Below are 15,796 nucleotides of genomic sequence, written 5' to 3' on the forward strand. Positions count from 1 at the left end.
AGGAGCCCCCATGGCCCTCTCGATGTACGACGTTTCGATCCCGGTGTTCATCCGGGCCCTGACGAACCTGTCCGCGATCCTGGACAAGGGCGCCGCCCACGCCAAGGCGCAGGGCATGGACGCCGCCGAGTTGATCCAGACCCGCCTGGTGGCGGACATGGACGCGCTGCCGGCCCAGATCCAGCGGGCCAGCGATTCGGCCAAGGGCTGCGCGGCGCGGCTGGCCGGCATCGAGATCCCGTCGTACCCCGACGACGAGACCACGTTCCCGGACCTTCAGGCGCGGATTGCCAAGACCATCGGCTTCCTGAAGACCATCCGCCCCGAACAGCTGGAAGGCAGCGAGACGCGCGTGGTGGAGCTGAAGCTGCGCAACGGCCCGGTGACGTTCGACGGCAAGAGCTACCTGCTCGGGTTTGCGCTGCCGAACTTCTACTTCCACGTGACCACGGCCTACGACATCCTGCGCCACAAGGGCGTGCAGATCGGCAAGATGGACTACCTGGGCGCCCCGCGCTGATCCGGCAGGGCGACGGGAGCGGTGTGGCGGTGTGGCGGCCTCGGCCACTTAGCAAAAACCCTAGGTTCTTGATACAATCGCCGGTTGCTCGCCTGCCGGCGATTGCCTAGTTTTTAGGCAGAAAGGCCCCCGCGCCCCATTACCGTTCCCATCGCATGACTTACGCCGTCAAGGAAATCTTCTATACGCTGCAGGGCGAAGGCGCCAACGCCGGCCGTGCGGCGGTGTTCTGCCGGTTCTCGGGGTGCAACCTCTGGACCGGCCGCGAGGAAGATCGCGCCCGCGCGGTGTGCCAGTTCTGCGACACCGACTTCGTCGGCACCGACGGCACGCGCGGCGGCAAGTACCGCACCGCCGAGGAACTGGCGGCCGTGGTGGCCTCGGAATGGCCGCAGGGCGCCGGCGGCCAGCCGCTGGTGGTCTGCACGGGCGGCGAGCCGCTGCTGCAACTCGATGCGCCGCTGATCGACGCGCTGCACGCGCACGGTTTCGAGATCGCCATCGAGACCAATGGCACGATTCCGGTGCCCGAGGGCATTGACTGGGTCTGCGTCAGCCCGAAGATGGGCTCGGAACTGGTGGTCACCAAGGGCGACGAGCTGAAGGTGGTGATGCCGCAGGCCGGCCAGGACTTCGCCGCATACGAGCAACTGGATTTCCGCTATTTCCTGGTGCAGGCCATGGACGGCCCGCTGGCCCGTCAGAATACGGCTGCGGCGGTGGATTTCTGCCAGCGCCATCCGCGCTGGCGCCTGTCGCTCCAGACCCACAAGCTGCTGGGCATTCGCTGACACATGAGCAAACAAGTTTCGATCACGCGCCGCCTTGAATTCGACGCCGGCCACCGTATCCCGAGCCACGGCGGCCAGTGCCGCAACATCCACGGCCACCGCTACCGGCTGGACCTGACGCTGGCCGGCGAGGTGCTGCGCCAGGAAGGCGCGTCCGACGACGGCATGATCCTGGACTTCGGCGACATCAAGGCGCTGGCCAACGAGCACCTGGTGTCGAAGTGGGACCATGCGTTCCTGATCTACCGCGGCGACACCGCGCTGCTGAACTTCCTCCAGTCGATGGACAACCACAAGACCGTGGTCATCGACAGCATCCCGACCGTCGAAAACCTGGCCCAGGCCGCGTTCGACATCCTGGCGCCGGTGTTCAAGGACTGCTTCGGCCATCACCTGCAGCTCACCCGGCTGGTGCTGTTCGAAACGCCGAACTGCTGGGCCGAGGTGAGCGCGCCGCTGTCGCTGCCGGCGCAGGACTGACCGGCCATGTCTGGCGCGCCGCAGTTCGAAGACGCCGCCGCGCGCGACCGCTTCTACATGGCGGCGGCGCTGGAAGAGGCGCGCCTGGCCGAGGCCGCCGGCGAAGTGCCGGTGGGCGCCGTGGTGGTCTGGAACGACGCCATCATCGCGCGCGGCCACAATCTGCCGATCCGCTCCGTCGACCCGTCCGCGCACGCCGAAATGCAGGCCCTGCGCGCCGCCGCCAAGGTGCTGGGCAACTATCGCATGCCCGAATGCGAGTTGTATGTGACGCTGGAGCCATGCGCGATGTGCAGCGGCGCCATCCTGCACGCCCGGCTGAAGCACGTCGTGTTCGGCGCGACCGATCCCAAGACCGGCGCCGCCGGCAGCGTTGTCGACCTGTTCGCGCAGGCCACGCTGAACCACCAGACCACGCTCGCGCGTGGCGTAATGGCCGACGAATGCGGCCAGTTGCTGCGCGATTTCTTCGGCGCCCGCCGCCGCGCGCAGAAAGCCGCACAGCAGGCCGCACAACAGGCCGCACAACAGGCCGCACGGGACGGGCAGGGCGTGCCGCCCTCGCCACCGGTGGCCGATTAGGCGAGAATCGGTGCTTCCGATCCCGTGCACCGATCGCCGCATCGACCCCTGCCCAGCATGACCCACCCCATCGACGTCCGCCTGATTGCCGCTTCCGGCTACCCGCATGACCTGAATGTGGCCGAGCGCGGCTGCGCCTGGCTGGCCGGGCACGGCTACCGCGTCGCCAATCCGGACATCCTCGCCCGGCGCCACCTGCGCTTTGGCGGCACCGACGCCGAGCGGCTGGCCGACCTGCACGCCATCGGCACCGGCACCGCGCGGGAACTGACGCTGGCGGTGCGCGGGGGCTACGGGCTGGCGCGGCTGCTGGGCCAGATCGACTTTGCGCGGATTGCCGACCAGGCGCGCGCCAGCGGCACGCCCATCGTCGGCCATAGCGATTTCACGGCGTTCCAGCTTGCCTACCTGGCCGCCACGGGCGGCGTGACGTTCGCGGGGCCGATGCTGCTGGCCGATTTCGGCCCGGAACTGGTGGACCCGTACATGTGGCAGCACTTCGACGCCATCCTGCGCCAGCCCGCGTACCGGGTCGAGGTGCCCGCGCCCCAGGCCGCGCCCGGCACCAGGACCATCGAAGGCACGCTCTGGGGCGGCAACCTGGCCATGCTCTGCAGCCTGCTGGGCACGCCGTACCTGCCGACGGTGGACGGCGGCATCCTGTTCCTGGAAGACATCAACGAGCCGCCGTACCGCGTGGAGCGGATGCTGCTGCAACTGCTGCAGGCCGGCGTGCTGGACCGCCAGCAGGCCATCGTGCTGGGCGATTTCTCGAACTACCGCACCACCGACTACGACAACGGCTACGACATGGACGCCGTGTTCGACTACCTGCGCGCCCGGCTGCGCGTGCCGGTGCTGACCGGCCTGCCGTTCGGCCACTGCCCGCGCAAGCTGACGCTGCCGGTGGGCGGGCAGGCCCGGCTCGAAGCCAGTGCCGAAGGCTTCACCCTGGCGCTGTCGGGCTATCCCACGCTGTAGGCCGGCACGGCTGACGGCGCCTGCCGCGAGTGGTAAAATCGCGGGTTATTTCCTCATTTCGCTGCGCCGGGCACGCCAATCGGGTGCGTGCCGTCCACAATCCGGCCGCCAGCGGGGCGGGGCCCATCGGGGCACCCCCACATTCCAGACAAGGTCCAGACGTGCTTTCTACCGCAAACATCACCATGCAGTTCGGCCCCAAGCCGTTGTTCGAGAACATCTCGGTCAAGTTCGGCGAGGGCAACCGCTACGGCCTGATCGGCGCGAACGGCTGCGGCAAGTCCACGTTCATGAAGATCCTGGGCGGCGACCTGGAGCCGTCGGCCGGCACCGTGATGCTGGAGCCGGGCATCCGCCTGGGCAAGCTGCGCCAGGACCAGTTCGCCTATGAAGACAACCGCGTGCTCGACGTGGTGATGATGGGCCACGTGGAGATGTGGGCCGCCGCCAGCGAGCGCGACGCCATCTACGCGAACCCCGAAGCCACCGACGAGGACTACATGAAGGCCGCCGAGCTGGAGGCCCGCTACGCCGAGTACGACGGCTACACCGCCGAGGCGCGCGCCGGCGAGCTGCTGCTGGGCGTGGGCATCCCGACCGACCAGCACCAGGGCCCGATGAGCGACATCGCGCCGGGCTGGAAGCTGCGCGTGCTGCTGGCGCAGGCGCTGTTCTCGAACCCGGACGTCCTGCTGCTGGACGAACCGACCAACAACCTGGACATCAACACGATCCGCTGGCTGGAAGACGTGCTCAACGAGCGCAACTCCACCATGATCATCATTTCCCACGACCGCCACTTCCTGAACTCCGTGTGCACGCACATGGCCGACATGGACTACGGCACGCTGAAGGTCTACCCGGGCAACTACGACGACTACATGCAGGCGTCGATGCAGGCCCGCGAGCGCCAGATGGCCGCCAACGCGCGCGCCAAGGAGCGCATCACCGAGCTGCAGGACTTCGTGCGCCGCTTCTCGGCCAACAAGTCCAAGGCCCGCCAGGCCACGTCGCGCGCCAAGCAGATCGAGAAGATCAAGGTCGAGGACATCAAGCCGTCGTCGCGCCAGAACCCGTTCATCCGCTTCGAGTTCGAGAAGAAGCTGCACAACCTGGCCGTGGAAGTCGAGGGCATCACCAAGACCTACGAGCGCAAAATCATCGACAACCTGTCGATGGCCGTGCAGGCGGGCGAGCGCGTGGCAATCGTCGGCGAGAACGGCGCCGGCAAGACCACGCTGCTGCGCAGCCTGCTGAGCAACATCGTGCAGACCGGCGTGCAGCGCGGCGTGGAAGTGGACCGCGGCACGGTCAAGTGGGCCGAGAACGCCAACGTGGGCTACATGCCGCAGGACACGTACGAGGAATTCCCGAACGACGCCACCGTGATGGACTGGATGAGCCAGTGGACCCAGGCCGGCGACGACGACCAGTCGCTGCGCGGCACGCTGGGCCGCCTGCTGTTCTCGGCCGACGACATCAAGAAGAACGTCAAGGTGCTGTCCGGCGGCGAGAAGGGCCGCATGATCTGGGGCAAGCTGATGCTGGGCCGTCACAACGTGCTGGCCATGGACGAGCCGACCAACCACATGGACATGGAGTCCATCGAGTCGCTCCAGATCGCGCTGGACAAGTTCCCGGGCACGCTGATCTTCGTCTCCCACGACCGCGAACTGATCAACGGCCTGGCCACGCGCGTGATCGAAGTGCGCACCGACGGCACGATCACCGACTACCTGGGCACGTACGACGAGTACCTGGCCTCGCAAGGCATCGAGGCGTAATTCCGCCACGGGTTGTCTCCGCGAGCGGGAGAGGGTAGACAACAAGCACAAGATTCAAGCTCGATATCCCGCTGGTTGTCTCCCCTCTCCCGCGCTGCGGGAGAGGGGCAGGGGGAGAGGGCCGGCGGTTCAAATTGCCACATGTCGGCAAGCAGCGCCGCAACACCCTCTCCCCCAACCCCTCTCCCGCGCGGCGGGAGAGGGGAGCCAAACAGCCGGCTCGCCGGCACCCCAGCCTTCACCCCCGCCACACCCTCCCTTCACACACCGCGCCCAGACTGGCCTCCCACCCATCGGAGCCCAGCCATGAGACGCCGCCGCATTCCCGACATCGAAGGTTTCCTGCGGCGCGTGCGCCAGTTGCTGCGCGTGCCCGAACCGGCGCGCGATGGCGGATAATACGCGGCGATGAAACCGCCAGCCATCCTCGTCGTCGAAGACGAATCCGCGATTGCCGACACGATCGTCTATGCCCTGCGCACCGACGGCATGCAGGCCACCCATTGCCTGCTGGGCAGCGACGCGCTGGCGCGGCTGCGCGCCGGCACCGACGCGCCGGACCTGGTGATCCTGGACGTCGGGCTGCCCGACATCAGCGGTTTCGAGGTCTGCCGCACGCTGCGCACGTTTTCCGACGTGCCGGTGATCTTCCTGACCGCCCGGCACGAGGAAATCGACCGCATCGTCGGGCTGGAGATCGGCGCCGACGACTACGTGGTCAAGCCGTTCTCGCCGCGCGAACTGGCCGCCCGGGTGCGCGTGATCCTGCGGCGCGCCCGGCCGGCGCCGGCCCAGCCCGCCGCCCCGTCCCAGCCGTTGCCGCCCGAAGGTTTCCACCATGACGAAGCCGGTGCCCGGCTGGCCTGGCGCGGCCGCTGGCTGGACCTGACGCGCTACGAATACCGGCTGCTCGCGCTGCTGGTGGCCCATCCGGGCCGCATCTATGCGCGCGCCCAGCTGATGGACCTGGTCTGGCACGACGCGCTCGACACGGTCGACCGCACCGTCGATACCCATGTCAAGACACTGCGCGCCAAGCTGCGCGAAGTGGACCCGTCGGCCGACCCGATCCGCACCCATCGCGGCATGGGCTACTCGCTCGACGCCTAGGCGGCCATGCACATCGGCCTGCGCATCTTCTTCGGCTTTTTCCTCGTGGTCGGGCTGGCCGCGTTCCTGACGCTGCGCGTGTTCGTGCAGGAGGTAAAGCCCGGCGTGCGCCAGGCGATGGAAGACACGCTGGTCGACACCGCCAACGTGCTGGCCGTGCTGGCCGCCGACGACCTGCGCCATGGTCAGCTCGCCGATGGCAATTTCGCCCGCAAGCTGGCGCGGCTGCAGGAAAGCCCGGTCGACGCCAGCGTCTGGGGCATGCACAAGGACGCCATTGGCTACCGCATCTACATCACCGACGACCGCGGCATCGTCCGCTTCGATTCCACGGGCCAGGCGCTGGGCGCCGATTATTCGCGCTGGAACGACGTCTACCTGACGCTGCAGGGCAAATACGGCGCCCGCAGCACCCGCACCGATCCCGACGACGAGGCCAGCACGGTCATGTACGTGGCCGCGCCAATCCGCGACGGCGCGCGCATCATCGGCGTGCTGACCGTGGCCAAGCCGAACCGGTCGGTGGCGCCGTTCATCGCGCGCAGCCAGGGCAAGATCCTGACCTACGGGCTGCTGCTGATTGGCGGCGCGGCGGTGATCGGCGTGGTCTGCACGCTGTGGCTGGTCATCGGCCTGCGCAAGCTGCAGCGCTACGCGCGTTCCGTGGCGGCCGGCGAGCGCGCCGAAATGCCGCTGCGCGGCGCCAGCGAACTGGCCGAGCTGGGCCGCGCCGTGGAAACCATGCGGCTGCGGCTGGAAGACAAGCAGTACGTCGAGCACTACATCCACACGCTGACCCACGAGATGAAAAGCCCGCTGGCCGCCATCGGCGGTGCGGCGGAGCTGTTGCAGGAAGACATGCCGCCGGCCGACCGCGCGCGCTTTGTCGGCAATATCCGCAGCCAGACGCAGCGGCTGGACGAGCTGATCCGCAAGCTGCTGACGCTGGCCGAAGTGGAGCAGCGCCAGCGGCTGGAGAACGCGGCGCGCGTGCCGCTGGCGCCCGAGATCGGCCAGATCGTGGCGGCGCTGGAACCACGCGCACGCCAGCGCGATGTCCGGCTGCACTGGCAGGCGCCGGCCGGCCCGGGCCCGGCCACGACCGGCGACCCGTTCCTGCTGCGCCAGGCCATCGTCAACCTGCTGGAGAACGCGCTCGACTTTGCGCCGGCGGGTACCACCATCGACATCGCGCTGGACCCGCTGCCCGCGCAGGACGCGGTGGCCGTGACGATCGACGACCGCGGCCCCGGCATCCCGGACTTCGCCCAGGGGCGGCTGTTCGAGCGGTTCTATTCGCTGCCCCGGCCCGGCGGGCGCAACCGCAGCACCGGGCTCGGGCTCTGCCTGGTGCGCGAGGTGGCCCAGCTCCATCGCGGCACCATCGAGGTGGCCAACCGCGACGGCGGCGGCACCCGGGCACGGCTGACGGTGCCGCTGGCGGCCTGACTTCACACCGGGCCCACATCGCCCCCATATCGCGCCCACATCGCGCCCACAGCGGCTCGCTAGTCTTGCGGCACGTCAACCCGACTGTCACAGGACACCATGAACAAGCCTCTGATTTTTCGCATCGTCACGATCGGCGCGGTCGTCGTACTGCTCTGGATCGCGCTCCAGATGGTGCTCGGCATCGTCCACGAGCGCGGCGTATACCGCGACCAGGCCGAGCGCAGCATCTGGCAGAGCTACGCCGGCCCGCAGACGCTGACCGGGCCGGTCATCGTCGTGCCCTACAAGGAAATCATCGCCGTGCCGCCGCCGGCGGACCGCCCGCTGACGCAGAACGCGGTGCCGGCGCCGCTGGCCCCGTACCGCGAGGAAATGCGCCAGTTGCTGGTGTTCCCGAAGTCGCTGCGGGTGCAGACCGCCATCACGCCGAGCGAGCGCTACCGGGGCATCCACAAGACCATCGTCTACGAAACGGCCAGCGAGCTGTCCGGCACGATTGAGCTGCCCGATCCCAAGGCGCGGCCCGAGCTGCCGGAATCGACCCACCACGTCCGCTTCGAGATGGGCCAGCCGTACGTGGTGGTGGGCGTGGCCGACATGCGCGGGCTGGTCTCGGAGCCGGTCATCGCGCTCGCCGGCACGGCGGTGCAGCTTTCGCAGGGCACCCGGCTGCCCAGCCTGCCGCAGGGGCTGCACGGGCGCGTCGACGTGTCCGGCGCGGCCGGCAAGCCTGCCGAGGCGCGCGTGGTGCCGTTCTCGATGAAGCTGGCGGTGCTGGGCGCCCGCGCGATGGCGGTCACGCCGGTGGCCGGCCTGAACCAGTTCAGCATGCAGTCGCCGTGGCCACACCCGAGCTTCGACGGCGACTTCCTGCCGCGCCAGCGCACGGTCACGGCCGACGGCTTCCGCGCCGACTGGTCGATCACGTCGTTCAACACCCGCGTGCGCGAGCAACTGGCCACCCAGCAGGGCGTGCACGACCTGCAGGCCGCGTCCGTCACGCTGATGGAGCCGGTCAACATCTACGTGCAGGCCGAGCGGGCGGTCAAGTACGGCCTGCTGTTCGTGGTGCTGACGTTTGCCGGGCTCTACCTGTTCGAACTGGTCAAGTCGCTGCGCATCCACCCGATCCAGTACCTGCTGGCCGGCCTGGCGCTGGCGATCTTCTTCCTGCTGCTGGTCAGCCTGTCCGAGCACGTGGCATTCGTGCTGGCCTACCTGACGGCCAGCGCGGCCTGCATCGGCCTGCTGGGCTTCTACCTGTCGTTCGTGCTGCGAAGCTGGCAACGCGGCCTGGGCTTTGCCGCGCTGCTGACGGCGCTGTACGGCGCGCTCTACGGGCTGCTCGTGTCCGAGGACAACGCGCTGGTCCTGGGCACCGCGCTGCTGTTCGTGACGCTGGCCATCATCATGGCGGTCACGCGGAAGGTGGACTGGTATGCGGTGGGGGGCGTGCAGCCGGTGGCGACAGAGGAGGGGACAGGCAACCAGGCTCGCGCGGGCGGCTGACTTGCGACAGCCGCCGACACGCTGGTGGTGGTCTCCCCTCTCCCGCATCGCGGGAGAGGGGCCGGGGGAGAGGGCGTTGAGGTTCTGCTTGCCGACTAGTCGCGATTTGAACCGCTGGCCCTCTCCCCCAACCCCTCTCCCGCAGGCGGGAGAGGGGAGCTAAAACCCCGCAGCAGCGCGACGTGTCGAGCGGTGCGCCCCTACCGCGCGGGTGCCACGCCCATTTCGGCCAGCAAATCGTCGAGCTGGTCGATGATGGCGTGGGCGGTGATGTCGCCCTTGGCTTTCTGCAAGGCGGCGCCCAGCGCGTCGCGCAGGGCGGCCAGTTCGACGACGGTGGCGGCTTTTTCCACCTTGACCTGCAGTACGTAGCCGCGCAGCCCCAGGTGGTTGCCGATCACGTCGGTGTAGAAGTGGTAGAGCCGCTGGTAGCCGTCGGCGCCGACGGTGGCCGGGGCGCGCGCCGGGGTCAGTGCCGGGGCGATGGTGGTGTCGGCCAGCACGTCGCGATCGTCGATGCGATCGTCGATGCCCTTGCCGCCGGCCGAGTTGAAGCCCGAATAGGCCGCGAACAGGTTGGTGTCGGCCGGGCGGGCCGGCGCGGCGGGGCGGCCGGACCGGGCGGCCGCTGGTGCTGCCCGCGCTGGCTCGGCGGCCGGCGCGATCAGGCCCAGCGCCAGCAGCGTATCGAACGCCTCCTCGGCCACGCCCATGCCGGCGACTTGCGCCAACAGCGCCGATCTGGCGCGTTCTCCGTTCACGATCAGCAGCAGCGCGCGCAGCTTGTGGTCCAGCTTGCGCGCGCGGGTGCGGATTTCCTCCTGACCTGCTTCCGTCTTGTGATAGACCGGGTCGACCATGTCTCGCTCCTTTGTTATCGATCGGCCGCCCGCGGCGAGGCCCTCGGGTGAGCTGTTGCGCGGCCGATTATCGCCATCTTGTTGTCCGGGCCGGCGGCGGATGGACGAAAAGCGAATCCGCAAACCGGCCTACAATGTGGTGCACCATAAAAGTAACAAAATTTGCACTCCGCCGATTCACCTCTTGAGGGCTGTGGCCATGCAACAACGAGACAAACTTTTCATCAACGGCAAATGGGTGGCGCCCCACGGTACGGGCAGTATCGACGTCATCCACTCCGCCACCGAGGCCGTCATGGGCAAGATCCCCGAGGGACATGCCCGTGACGCCGAGGACGCCATTTCCGCCGCCCGCGCGGCGTTCGACGGCTGGGCCGCGACGCCGCCCGCCGAGCGCGTGCAGTACATCCGCAAGATCGCCGAGGGACTCAAGGACCGCACCGAGGAACTGGCGCAACTGATCGCCGGCGAGGTGGGCATGCCGATCAAGCTGGCGCGCGCCATCCAGGTGGGCGGGCCGGTCTACAACTGGGGCCAGGCCGCCGCGCTGCTCGACCGCTTCACGTTCGAGGAACAGGTCGGCAACTCGCTGGTCGTGCGCGAGCCGGTGGGCGTTGTGGCGGCCATCACGCCGTGGAACTACCCGCTGAACCAGATCACGCTGAAGGTGGCACCGGCGCTGGCCGCCGGTTGCACCGTGGTGCTCAAGCCGTCGGAAGTGGCGCCGCTCAACGCCTTTGTGCTGGCCGAGGTGATCGAGGCCGCCGGCCTGCCGCCGGGCGTGTTCAACCTGGTGACCGGCTACGGCCCGGTGGTGGGCGAGGTGCTGGCCAGCCATCCGGAGGTCGACATGGTGTCGTTCACGGGCTCCACGCGGGCCGGCAAGCGCGTGTCGGAGCTGGCCGCGCAGTCGGTCAAGCGCGTGGCGCTGGAACTGGGCGGCAAGTCGGCTTCCGTGATCCTGGACGACGCGGACCTGCCGGCGGCCGTCAAGGGCACGCTGAGCGCCTGCTTTCTCAATTCCGGCCAGACCTGCTCGGCGCACACCCGCATGCTGGTGCCGCGCAGCCGCTACGACGAGGTCAAGGCGATTGCCGCCAAGATCGTGGAAGGCTTTGCCGTGGGCGATCCGATGTCGGACACCACGCGCCTGGGCCCGCTGATCTCGGACGTCCAGAAGCAGCGCGTGACCGGCTACATCCGGCGCGGGCTGGAAGAGGGCGCCGAACTGGTCGCTGGCGGCCCGGAGACCCCGGAAGGCTTCGAGCGCGGCTTTTTCGTCAAGCCCACCGTGCTGGGCAACGTCGATCCCCGGGCCACCGTGGCGCAGGAGGAAATCTTCGGCCCGGTGCTGTCGGTAATCTGCTACGACACCGAGGAAGACGCGATCCGCATCGCCAATGACAGTATCTACGGGCTGGGCGGCGGCGTCTGGTCCGGCGACGAGGCGCGCGCGATCCGCGTGGCGCGGCGCATCCGCACGGGCCAGGTGGACATCAACGGCGGCCCGTTCAACATGAATGCCCCGTTCGGGGGATTCAAGCAGTCCGGCAACGGCCGCGAGGGCGGCAAGTTCGGGCTGGAGGAATTCCTCGAATACAAGTCGCTGCAGCTCAAGAAGCCGGCCTGAGCGGCTCCGGCCGCTGCCCGCACCCCGTAGTACCGATGCCCGGCCCGTCCGGGCATTCTTGTCTGCGCGGAAATCTGCCATGCTTGCGTCTTTCCTTGGGGGGAGCGTGTCGATGCGCTGGTTCAAACGGCTGGGCTGGGTCATCCTGGGTGCGATGGTGCTGACGCTGACGGCGGCAATTGGCGCCTATGTCTGGTACCGCCAGGCGTCGCAGCCCGATACGGCCGGCACGCAGCAGCTATCCGGGCTGCGCGAGCGGGTGGTGGTGGTGCGTGACCGCAACGCCGTGCCGCACATCCAGGCCAGCCATCCGCTGGACGCCTACTACGCGCTGGGCTACGTCCACGCGCAGGACCGGCTCTGGCAGATGCAGATGAACAAGCGCATCGTGGCCGGGCGGCTGGCCGAGATCCTGGGCCCCAAGGCCGTGGACAACGACCGCTTCCTGCGCACGCTGGGGGTGCGCCGCAACGCCGAGGCCATCGTCGCCCGCACGTCGCCGGAGGTCCGCGCGGTGCTGCAGGCCTATGCCGACGGCGTCAACGCCTTTATCGACACCCGCAAGTCGGCGCTGCCGCCCGAATTCCTGATGCTCGGCATCCGCCCGGAACGCTGGGAGCCGGCCGATACCGTCGGCTGGCAGACGATGATGGCCTGGGACCTGGGCGGCAACTGGACGCAGGAAGTGCTGCGGATGGGACTGGCCCAACAGCTCCCGACCTCGCGCATCGCCGAGATCCTGGCGCCGTACCCCGGCGACAAGCCGCTGCGCACGATGGATTACGCCAGCTTCTACCGCCAGCTCGCCCCGGTGGCCACGGCCATGGCCCAGGTGGCCGACCGCGCGCCGTCCAGCCATATCGAAGGGATGGGCTCGAACAACTGGGTGGTGTCGGGCGCGCACACCCGCAGCGGCAAGCCGCTGCTGGCCAACGACCCCCATCTGGGGCTGCAGGCGCCCGCGCTGTGGTATTTCGCGCACCTGCAGGCGCCGGGGCTGGACCTGACCGGCGCCACGCTGCCGGGCGCGCCGCTGGTGGTGCTGGGCCACAACCAGCGCATCGCCTGGGGCTTCACCAATACGGCGCCCGACGTGCAGGACCTGTTCATCGAGCGGATCGACCCGTCGAATCCGGCCCGCTACCAGACCCCCGACGGCTGGGCGCCGTTCGAGACCTATACCGAGACCATCCACGTGAAAGGCGAGCCCGACGTGTCGCTGCGCGTGCGCGCCACGCGCCACGGGCCGGTGATGTCCGACGTGGCCGAGCCAATTGGCGCGGCGGCCAAGCCGCTGGGCGCCCAGTACGTGGTGGCGTTCCAGTGGACGGCGCTGCGGCCTGACGACAAGACGTTCCAGGCCAGCCTGAACATGGGTCTGGCAAAGGACTGGAAGAGCTTCGTGGCCGCGCTGCGCGACTTCCACGCGCCGCAGCAGAACATGGTCTACGCCGATGTCGATGGCAACATCGGCTTCATCGCGCCGGGCCGCGTGCCGGTGCGCCGGGCCGACAACGACCTGATGGGCCTGGCGCCGGCGCCGGGCTGGGACGCGCGCTACGACTGGCAGGGCTTTATCCCGTTCGAGCAGTTGCCGCAGCGGTTCAACCCGCCGTCGGGCATGATCGTGACGGCCAACCAGAAGATCGTCGACGACCAGTACCCGTTCTTCCTGACCAGCGAATGGAGCGTGCCGTACCGCGCGCAGCGCATCCAGACGCTGCTGGACGCCACGCCGCGCCATACGCCGGACACCTTCGCCGCGATCCAGAAAGACGTGGTGTCGCTGGCCGTGCGCGACGCCTTGCCGCTGCTACTGGCCGCCCCGGTGGCCAGCGATGCATCGCGCCCGGCCCGCGAGCGCGCGCTGTTCGACGCGCTGCGCCAGTGGGACGGCACCATGGCGGCCGACCGCGCCGAGCCGCTGGTGGTGACGGCATGGCTGCGCGAGCTGTCGCGGCTGCTGTTCGCGGACAAGGTGGGCGACGCGCAGTTCGTCCGGCTCTGGGACCAGCGCAACGTCCAGTTGCCGATGCTCAACGCCATGCGCGACCCGGCCGGGCAGGGCGCCTTCTGGTGCGACAACTCGCGCACCACCGCCCGCGAGACCTGCGCCGACACGATCGGCCTGGCCTGGCAGCGCGCGCTGGCCGACCTCGATACCCGCTACGGTGCGGACCCGGACAAATGGCGCTGGGGCAAGGCCCACACGGCGCGCTCGGAGCACAAGCCGTTCGGCAAGGTGCCGTATCTGGCCGGGCTGTTCAACGTCCGCGTGCCGACCGGCGGCGATACCTATACGGTCGACGTGGGCCGCCACAGCCTGCGCGACGAGAAGGCCCCGTTCGAGAACACCCACGCGGCCAGCCTGCGCGCGATCTACGACCTGGCCGACCTGTCCGCGTCGCGCTTCATGTCGTCGACCGGGCAGTCCGGCAACGCGCTGTCGCCGCACTACCGCGACTGGACCGACAAGTGGGCCGCCGTCCAGTTCATCCAGATCGGCGCGCAGCGGCGCAACCCCGGCGGCGACAGCTTCGAGACGCTGGTGCTGCAACCGGCACGCGACAGGCATTGATGCGGTGCGGTATCGTATCGCCCTGCGTCCCCTATCCGATGCCCACCATTTCTAGCAGGAGCGTTACGCAATGAGCGAAACCAGGCGCCAGTTGAGGACCGATGTCATCCAGCACGTTGCATTCGAACATGCAGGCGTGATTGCCGACGTGGCGCGCGACCGCGGCCATGACATTCGCCTGTTCCAGGCGGGCGTGGACGACCTGACGCTGGTGCAGACCGACCCGGCCGACCTGCTGGTCGTGCTGGGCGGCCCCATCGGCGTCTACGAGACCGAGGCGTACCCGTGGCTCGAAGCGGAGATCAGCGTGATCCGCCAGCGGCTGCAGGACGAACTGCCGATCATCGGCGCCTGCCTGGGCGCGCAGTTGATTGCCGCGGCATGCGGCGCCCGCGTCTATCCGGGCACGCGCGAGATTGGCTGGGCGCCGATTTCGCCGACCGAGGCCGGCCGCCGCTCGCCGCTGGCGCTGCTGGCCAACGCCGACTGGGAGGTGCTGCACTGGCACGGCGACACGTTCGACCTGCCCGAGGGCGCCGAGCGGCTGGCATCGACCGCCGCGACGCCGAACCAGGCGTATGCCATCGGCAAGCACGTGCTGGCGCTGCAATTCCACCCCGAGGTCAAGCCGGGCGATATCGAGACCTGGCTGATCGGCCATACGGTCGAGCTGGCCAAGGCCGGCGTGGACCCGCGCACGATCCGCCGCCGCACGGCCGAGATCGGCGCCACCGTGGCCAGCGCCGGCGAGCTGATGTTCGCGCGCTGGATGGAGGAGGCGGGGCTGTGAGCGGCGCGGCTGTGGACGTCAGGATCGACGTGCTGCTGGCGGGCCGCGTGCAGCCGTTCGGCCCGAAAGGCGTGCCGAGCGGCATCGGCAAGACGCCTGTGGACGGGCCGGTGCGCGTCACGCCGGTCGGGCTGGCCATCGACGAGCAGGGCGATCCGAAGCACCACGGCGGCCCCGAGAAGGCGCTGCACCACTATCCGCGCGACCACTACGCGGGCTGGCGCGGCGAACTGGCCGGGCAGGGCGGCAACACGGCCGTGCTCGACCATGCGGGTGCGTTTGGCGAAAACCTGAGTACCACGGGGCTGACCGAGGCCGACGTCTGCGTCGGCGACCGCTACCGGCTGGGAACGGCGCTGGTGGAGGTGTCCCAGGCACGCCAGCCGTGCTGGAAGCTGAATCACCGCTTCGGGTTTGCCGGCATGTCGCGGGCGGTGCAGGGCAGCGGACGCACCGGCTGGTATTACCGCGTGATCGAGGAAGGCGAGGTGGCCGCCGGCGACCGGCTGGTGCTGGTGGCGCGCCCGTATCCGCAATGGAGCCTGCAGCGGCTGCTGCACGTGCTCTATGTCGACCGGCTCAATCTATCGGCGCTCGCCGAAATGGCCGAACTGCCATGCCTGGCCGAAAGCTGGCGCAAGCTGGCCCGGCAGCGCGTGGCCAGCCACGCGGTCGAGGACATGGAGAAGCGGCTGGCGGGCGGTTGAATGAGGGGAGGGGGCGGCGAAG

General features: G+C 69.0%; 14 protein-coding genes. 13 read left to right on the top strand and 1 reads right to left on the bottom strand.

Translation table 11 applies throughout. The features are described from left to right. The first annotated feature begins 10 nt into the window (after positions 1-10). The 9 genes from QTN24_RS08980 (at position 11) to creD (ending at position 9,209) form a co-directional block, all read left to right on the top strand. The gene (locus tag QTN24_RS08980) at positions 11-520 is read left to right on the top strand and encodes a DUF1993 family protein (protein ID WP_124684177.1); all 510 of its coding nucleotides are present in this window, start codon (positions 11-13) and stop codon (positions 518-520) included. A 155-nt stretch (positions 521-675) separates the two neighbouring features. After that, entirely contained in the window at positions 676-1,311 is a 636-nt protein-coding gene (gene queE / locus QTN24_RS08985; RefSeq protein WP_313836549.1) for a 7-carboxy-7-deazaguanine synthase, read from the top strand. Between the two features lie 3 nt (positions 1,312-1,314). Next, entirely contained in the window at positions 1,315-1,791 is a 477-nt protein-coding gene (locus QTN24_RS08990; protein WP_124684179.1) for a 6-pyruvoyl trahydropterin synthase family protein, read from the top strand. A 6-nt stretch (positions 1,792-1,797) separates the two neighbouring features. Continuing rightward, positions 1,798-2,373 (top strand): tRNA adenosine(34) deaminase TadA, encoded by a 576-nt coding sequence (gene tadA / locus QTN24_RS08995; protein ID WP_313836552.1) that lies wholly within the window; start codon positions 1,798-1,800, stop codon positions 2,371-2,373. Between the two features lie 57 nt (positions 2,374-2,430). Continuing rightward, complete coding sequence (gene ldcA / locus QTN24_RS09000; protein ID WP_313836554.1) at positions 2,431-3,354, top strand: muramoyltetrapeptide carboxypeptidase; 924 nt, start codon at positions 2,431-2,433, stop codon at positions 3,352-3,354. 161 nt (positions 3,355-3,515) lie between these two features. Then, complete coding sequence (locus QTN24_RS09005; protein ID WP_124684182.1) at positions 3,516-5,138, top strand: ABC-F family ATPase; 1,623 nt, start codon at positions 3,516-3,518, stop codon at positions 5,136-5,138. 408 nt (positions 5,139-5,546) lie between these two features. Then, positions 5,547-6,248 carry a two-component system response regulator CreB gene (gene creB, locus QTN24_RS09010; protein WP_313836557.1) on the top strand — a complete coding sequence of 234 codons (702 nt, stop codon included), beginning with the start codon at positions 5,547-5,549 and terminating at the stop codon, positions 6,246-6,248. 6 nt (positions 6,249-6,254) lie between these two features. Continuing rightward, on the top strand, positions 6,255-7,697 hold the full coding sequence (gene creC / locus QTN24_RS09015; protein ID WP_313836558.1) for a two-component system sensor histidine kinase CreC: 1,443 nt from the start codon (positions 6,255-6,257) through the stop codon (positions 7,695-7,697). A gap of 99 nt (positions 7,698-7,796) precedes the next feature. After that, positions 7,797-9,209, top strand: a complete 1,413-nt coding sequence (gene creD, locus QTN24_RS09020) for a cell envelope integrity protein CreD (RefSeq protein WP_313836560.1) — start codon at positions 7,797-7,799, stop codon at positions 9,207-9,209. A 200-nt stretch (positions 9,210-9,409) separates the two neighbouring features. On the opposite strand, the gene QTN24_RS09025 is transcribed toward creD, so the two are convergent. Next, on the bottom strand, positions 9,410-10,069 hold the full coding sequence (locus QTN24_RS09025) for a hypothetical protein (protein WP_313836562.1): 660 nt from the start codon (positions 10,067-10,069) through the stop codon (positions 9,410-9,412). 199 nt (positions 10,070-10,268) lie between these two features. Between QTN24_RS09025 and QTN24_RS09030 the strand changes: the two genes are divergently transcribed. The 4 genes from QTN24_RS09030 to QTN24_RS09045 all read left to right on the top strand — a co-directional run bounded on the left by QTN24_RS09030 (position 10,269) and on the right by QTN24_RS09045 (position 15,774). Continuing rightward, positions 10,269-11,699 carry an aldehyde dehydrogenase family protein gene (locus tag QTN24_RS09030; protein ID WP_313836564.1) on the top strand — a complete coding sequence of 477 codons (1,431 nt, stop codon included), beginning with the start codon at positions 10,269-10,271 and terminating at the stop codon, positions 11,697-11,699. A 112-nt stretch (positions 11,700-11,811) separates the two neighbouring features. After that, positions 11,812-14,277, top strand: a complete 2,466-nt coding sequence (locus QTN24_RS09035; protein ID WP_313836683.1) for a penicillin acylase family protein — start codon at positions 11,812-11,814, stop codon at positions 14,275-14,277. Positions 14,278-14,347: 70 nt separating this feature from the next. Continuing rightward, on the top strand, positions 14,348-15,067 hold the full coding sequence (locus tag QTN24_RS09040; protein ID WP_124684189.1) for a glutamine amidotransferase: 720 nt from the start codon (positions 14,348-14,350) through the stop codon (positions 15,065-15,067). Next, a complete protein-coding gene (locus QTN24_RS09045) occupies positions 15,064-15,774 on the top strand; it encodes an MOSC domain-containing protein (protein WP_313836565.1) in 711 nt (236 codons plus the stop codon). Before QTN24_RS09040 ends, QTN24_RS09045 begins: the two co-directional genes overlap by 4 nt. Positions 15,775-15,796 lie beyond the last annotated feature (22 nt).

The sequence above is a fragment of the Cupriavidus sp. SZY C1 genome (assembly GCF_032190535.1).
Classification (GTDB): Bacteria; Pseudomonadota; Gammaproteobacteria; order Burkholderiales; family Burkholderiaceae; genus Cupriavidus; species Cupriavidus pauculus_C.

Bases quoted from the DNA above. Each gene is read 5' to 3' on its own strand.
- creC (WP_313836558.1), top strand. From the start codon at position 6,255: ATGCACATCGGCCTGCGCATCTTCTTCGGCTTTTTCCTCGTGGTCGGG.
- QTN24_RS08990 (WP_124684179.1), top strand. From the start codon at position 1,315: ATGAGCAAACAAGTTTCGATCACGCGCCGCCTTGAATTCGACGCCGGC.
- QTN24_RS08980 (WP_124684177.1), top strand. From the start codon at position 11: ATGGCCCTCTCGATGTACGACGTTTCGATCCCGGTGTTCATCCGGGCC.
- QTN24_RS09030 (WP_313836564.1), top strand. From the start codon at position 10,269: ATGCAACAACGAGACAAACTTTTCATCAACGGCAAATGGGTGGCGCCC.
- QTN24_RS09040 (WP_124684189.1), top strand. From the start codon at position 14,348: ATGAGCGAAACCAGGCGCCAGTTGAGGACCGATGTCATCCAGCACGTT.
- queE (WP_313836549.1), top strand. From the start codon at position 676: ATGACTTACGCCGTCAAGGAAATCTTCTATACGCTGCAGGGCGAAGGC.
- QTN24_RS09025 (WP_313836562.1), bottom strand. From the start codon at position 10,069: ATGGTCGACCCGGTCTATCACAAGACGGAAGCAGGTCAGGAGGAAATC.
- creB (WP_313836557.1), top strand. From the start codon at position 5,547: ATGAAACCGCCAGCCATCCTCGTCGTCGAAGACGAATCCGCGATTGCC.
- creD (WP_313836560.1), top strand. From the start codon at position 7,797: ATGAACAAGCCTCTGATTTTTCGCATCGTCACGATCGGCGCGGTCGTC.
- ldcA (WP_313836554.1), top strand. From the start codon at position 2,431: ATGACCCACCCCATCGACGTCCGCCTGATTGCCGCTTCCGGCTACCCG.
- tadA (WP_313836552.1), top strand. From the start codon at position 1,798: ATGTCTGGCGCGCCGCAGTTCGAAGACGCCGCCGCGCGCGACCGCTTC.
- QTN24_RS09035 (WP_313836683.1), top strand. From the start codon at position 11,812: ATGCGCTGGTTCAAACGGCTGGGCTGGGTCATCCTGGGTGCGATGGTG.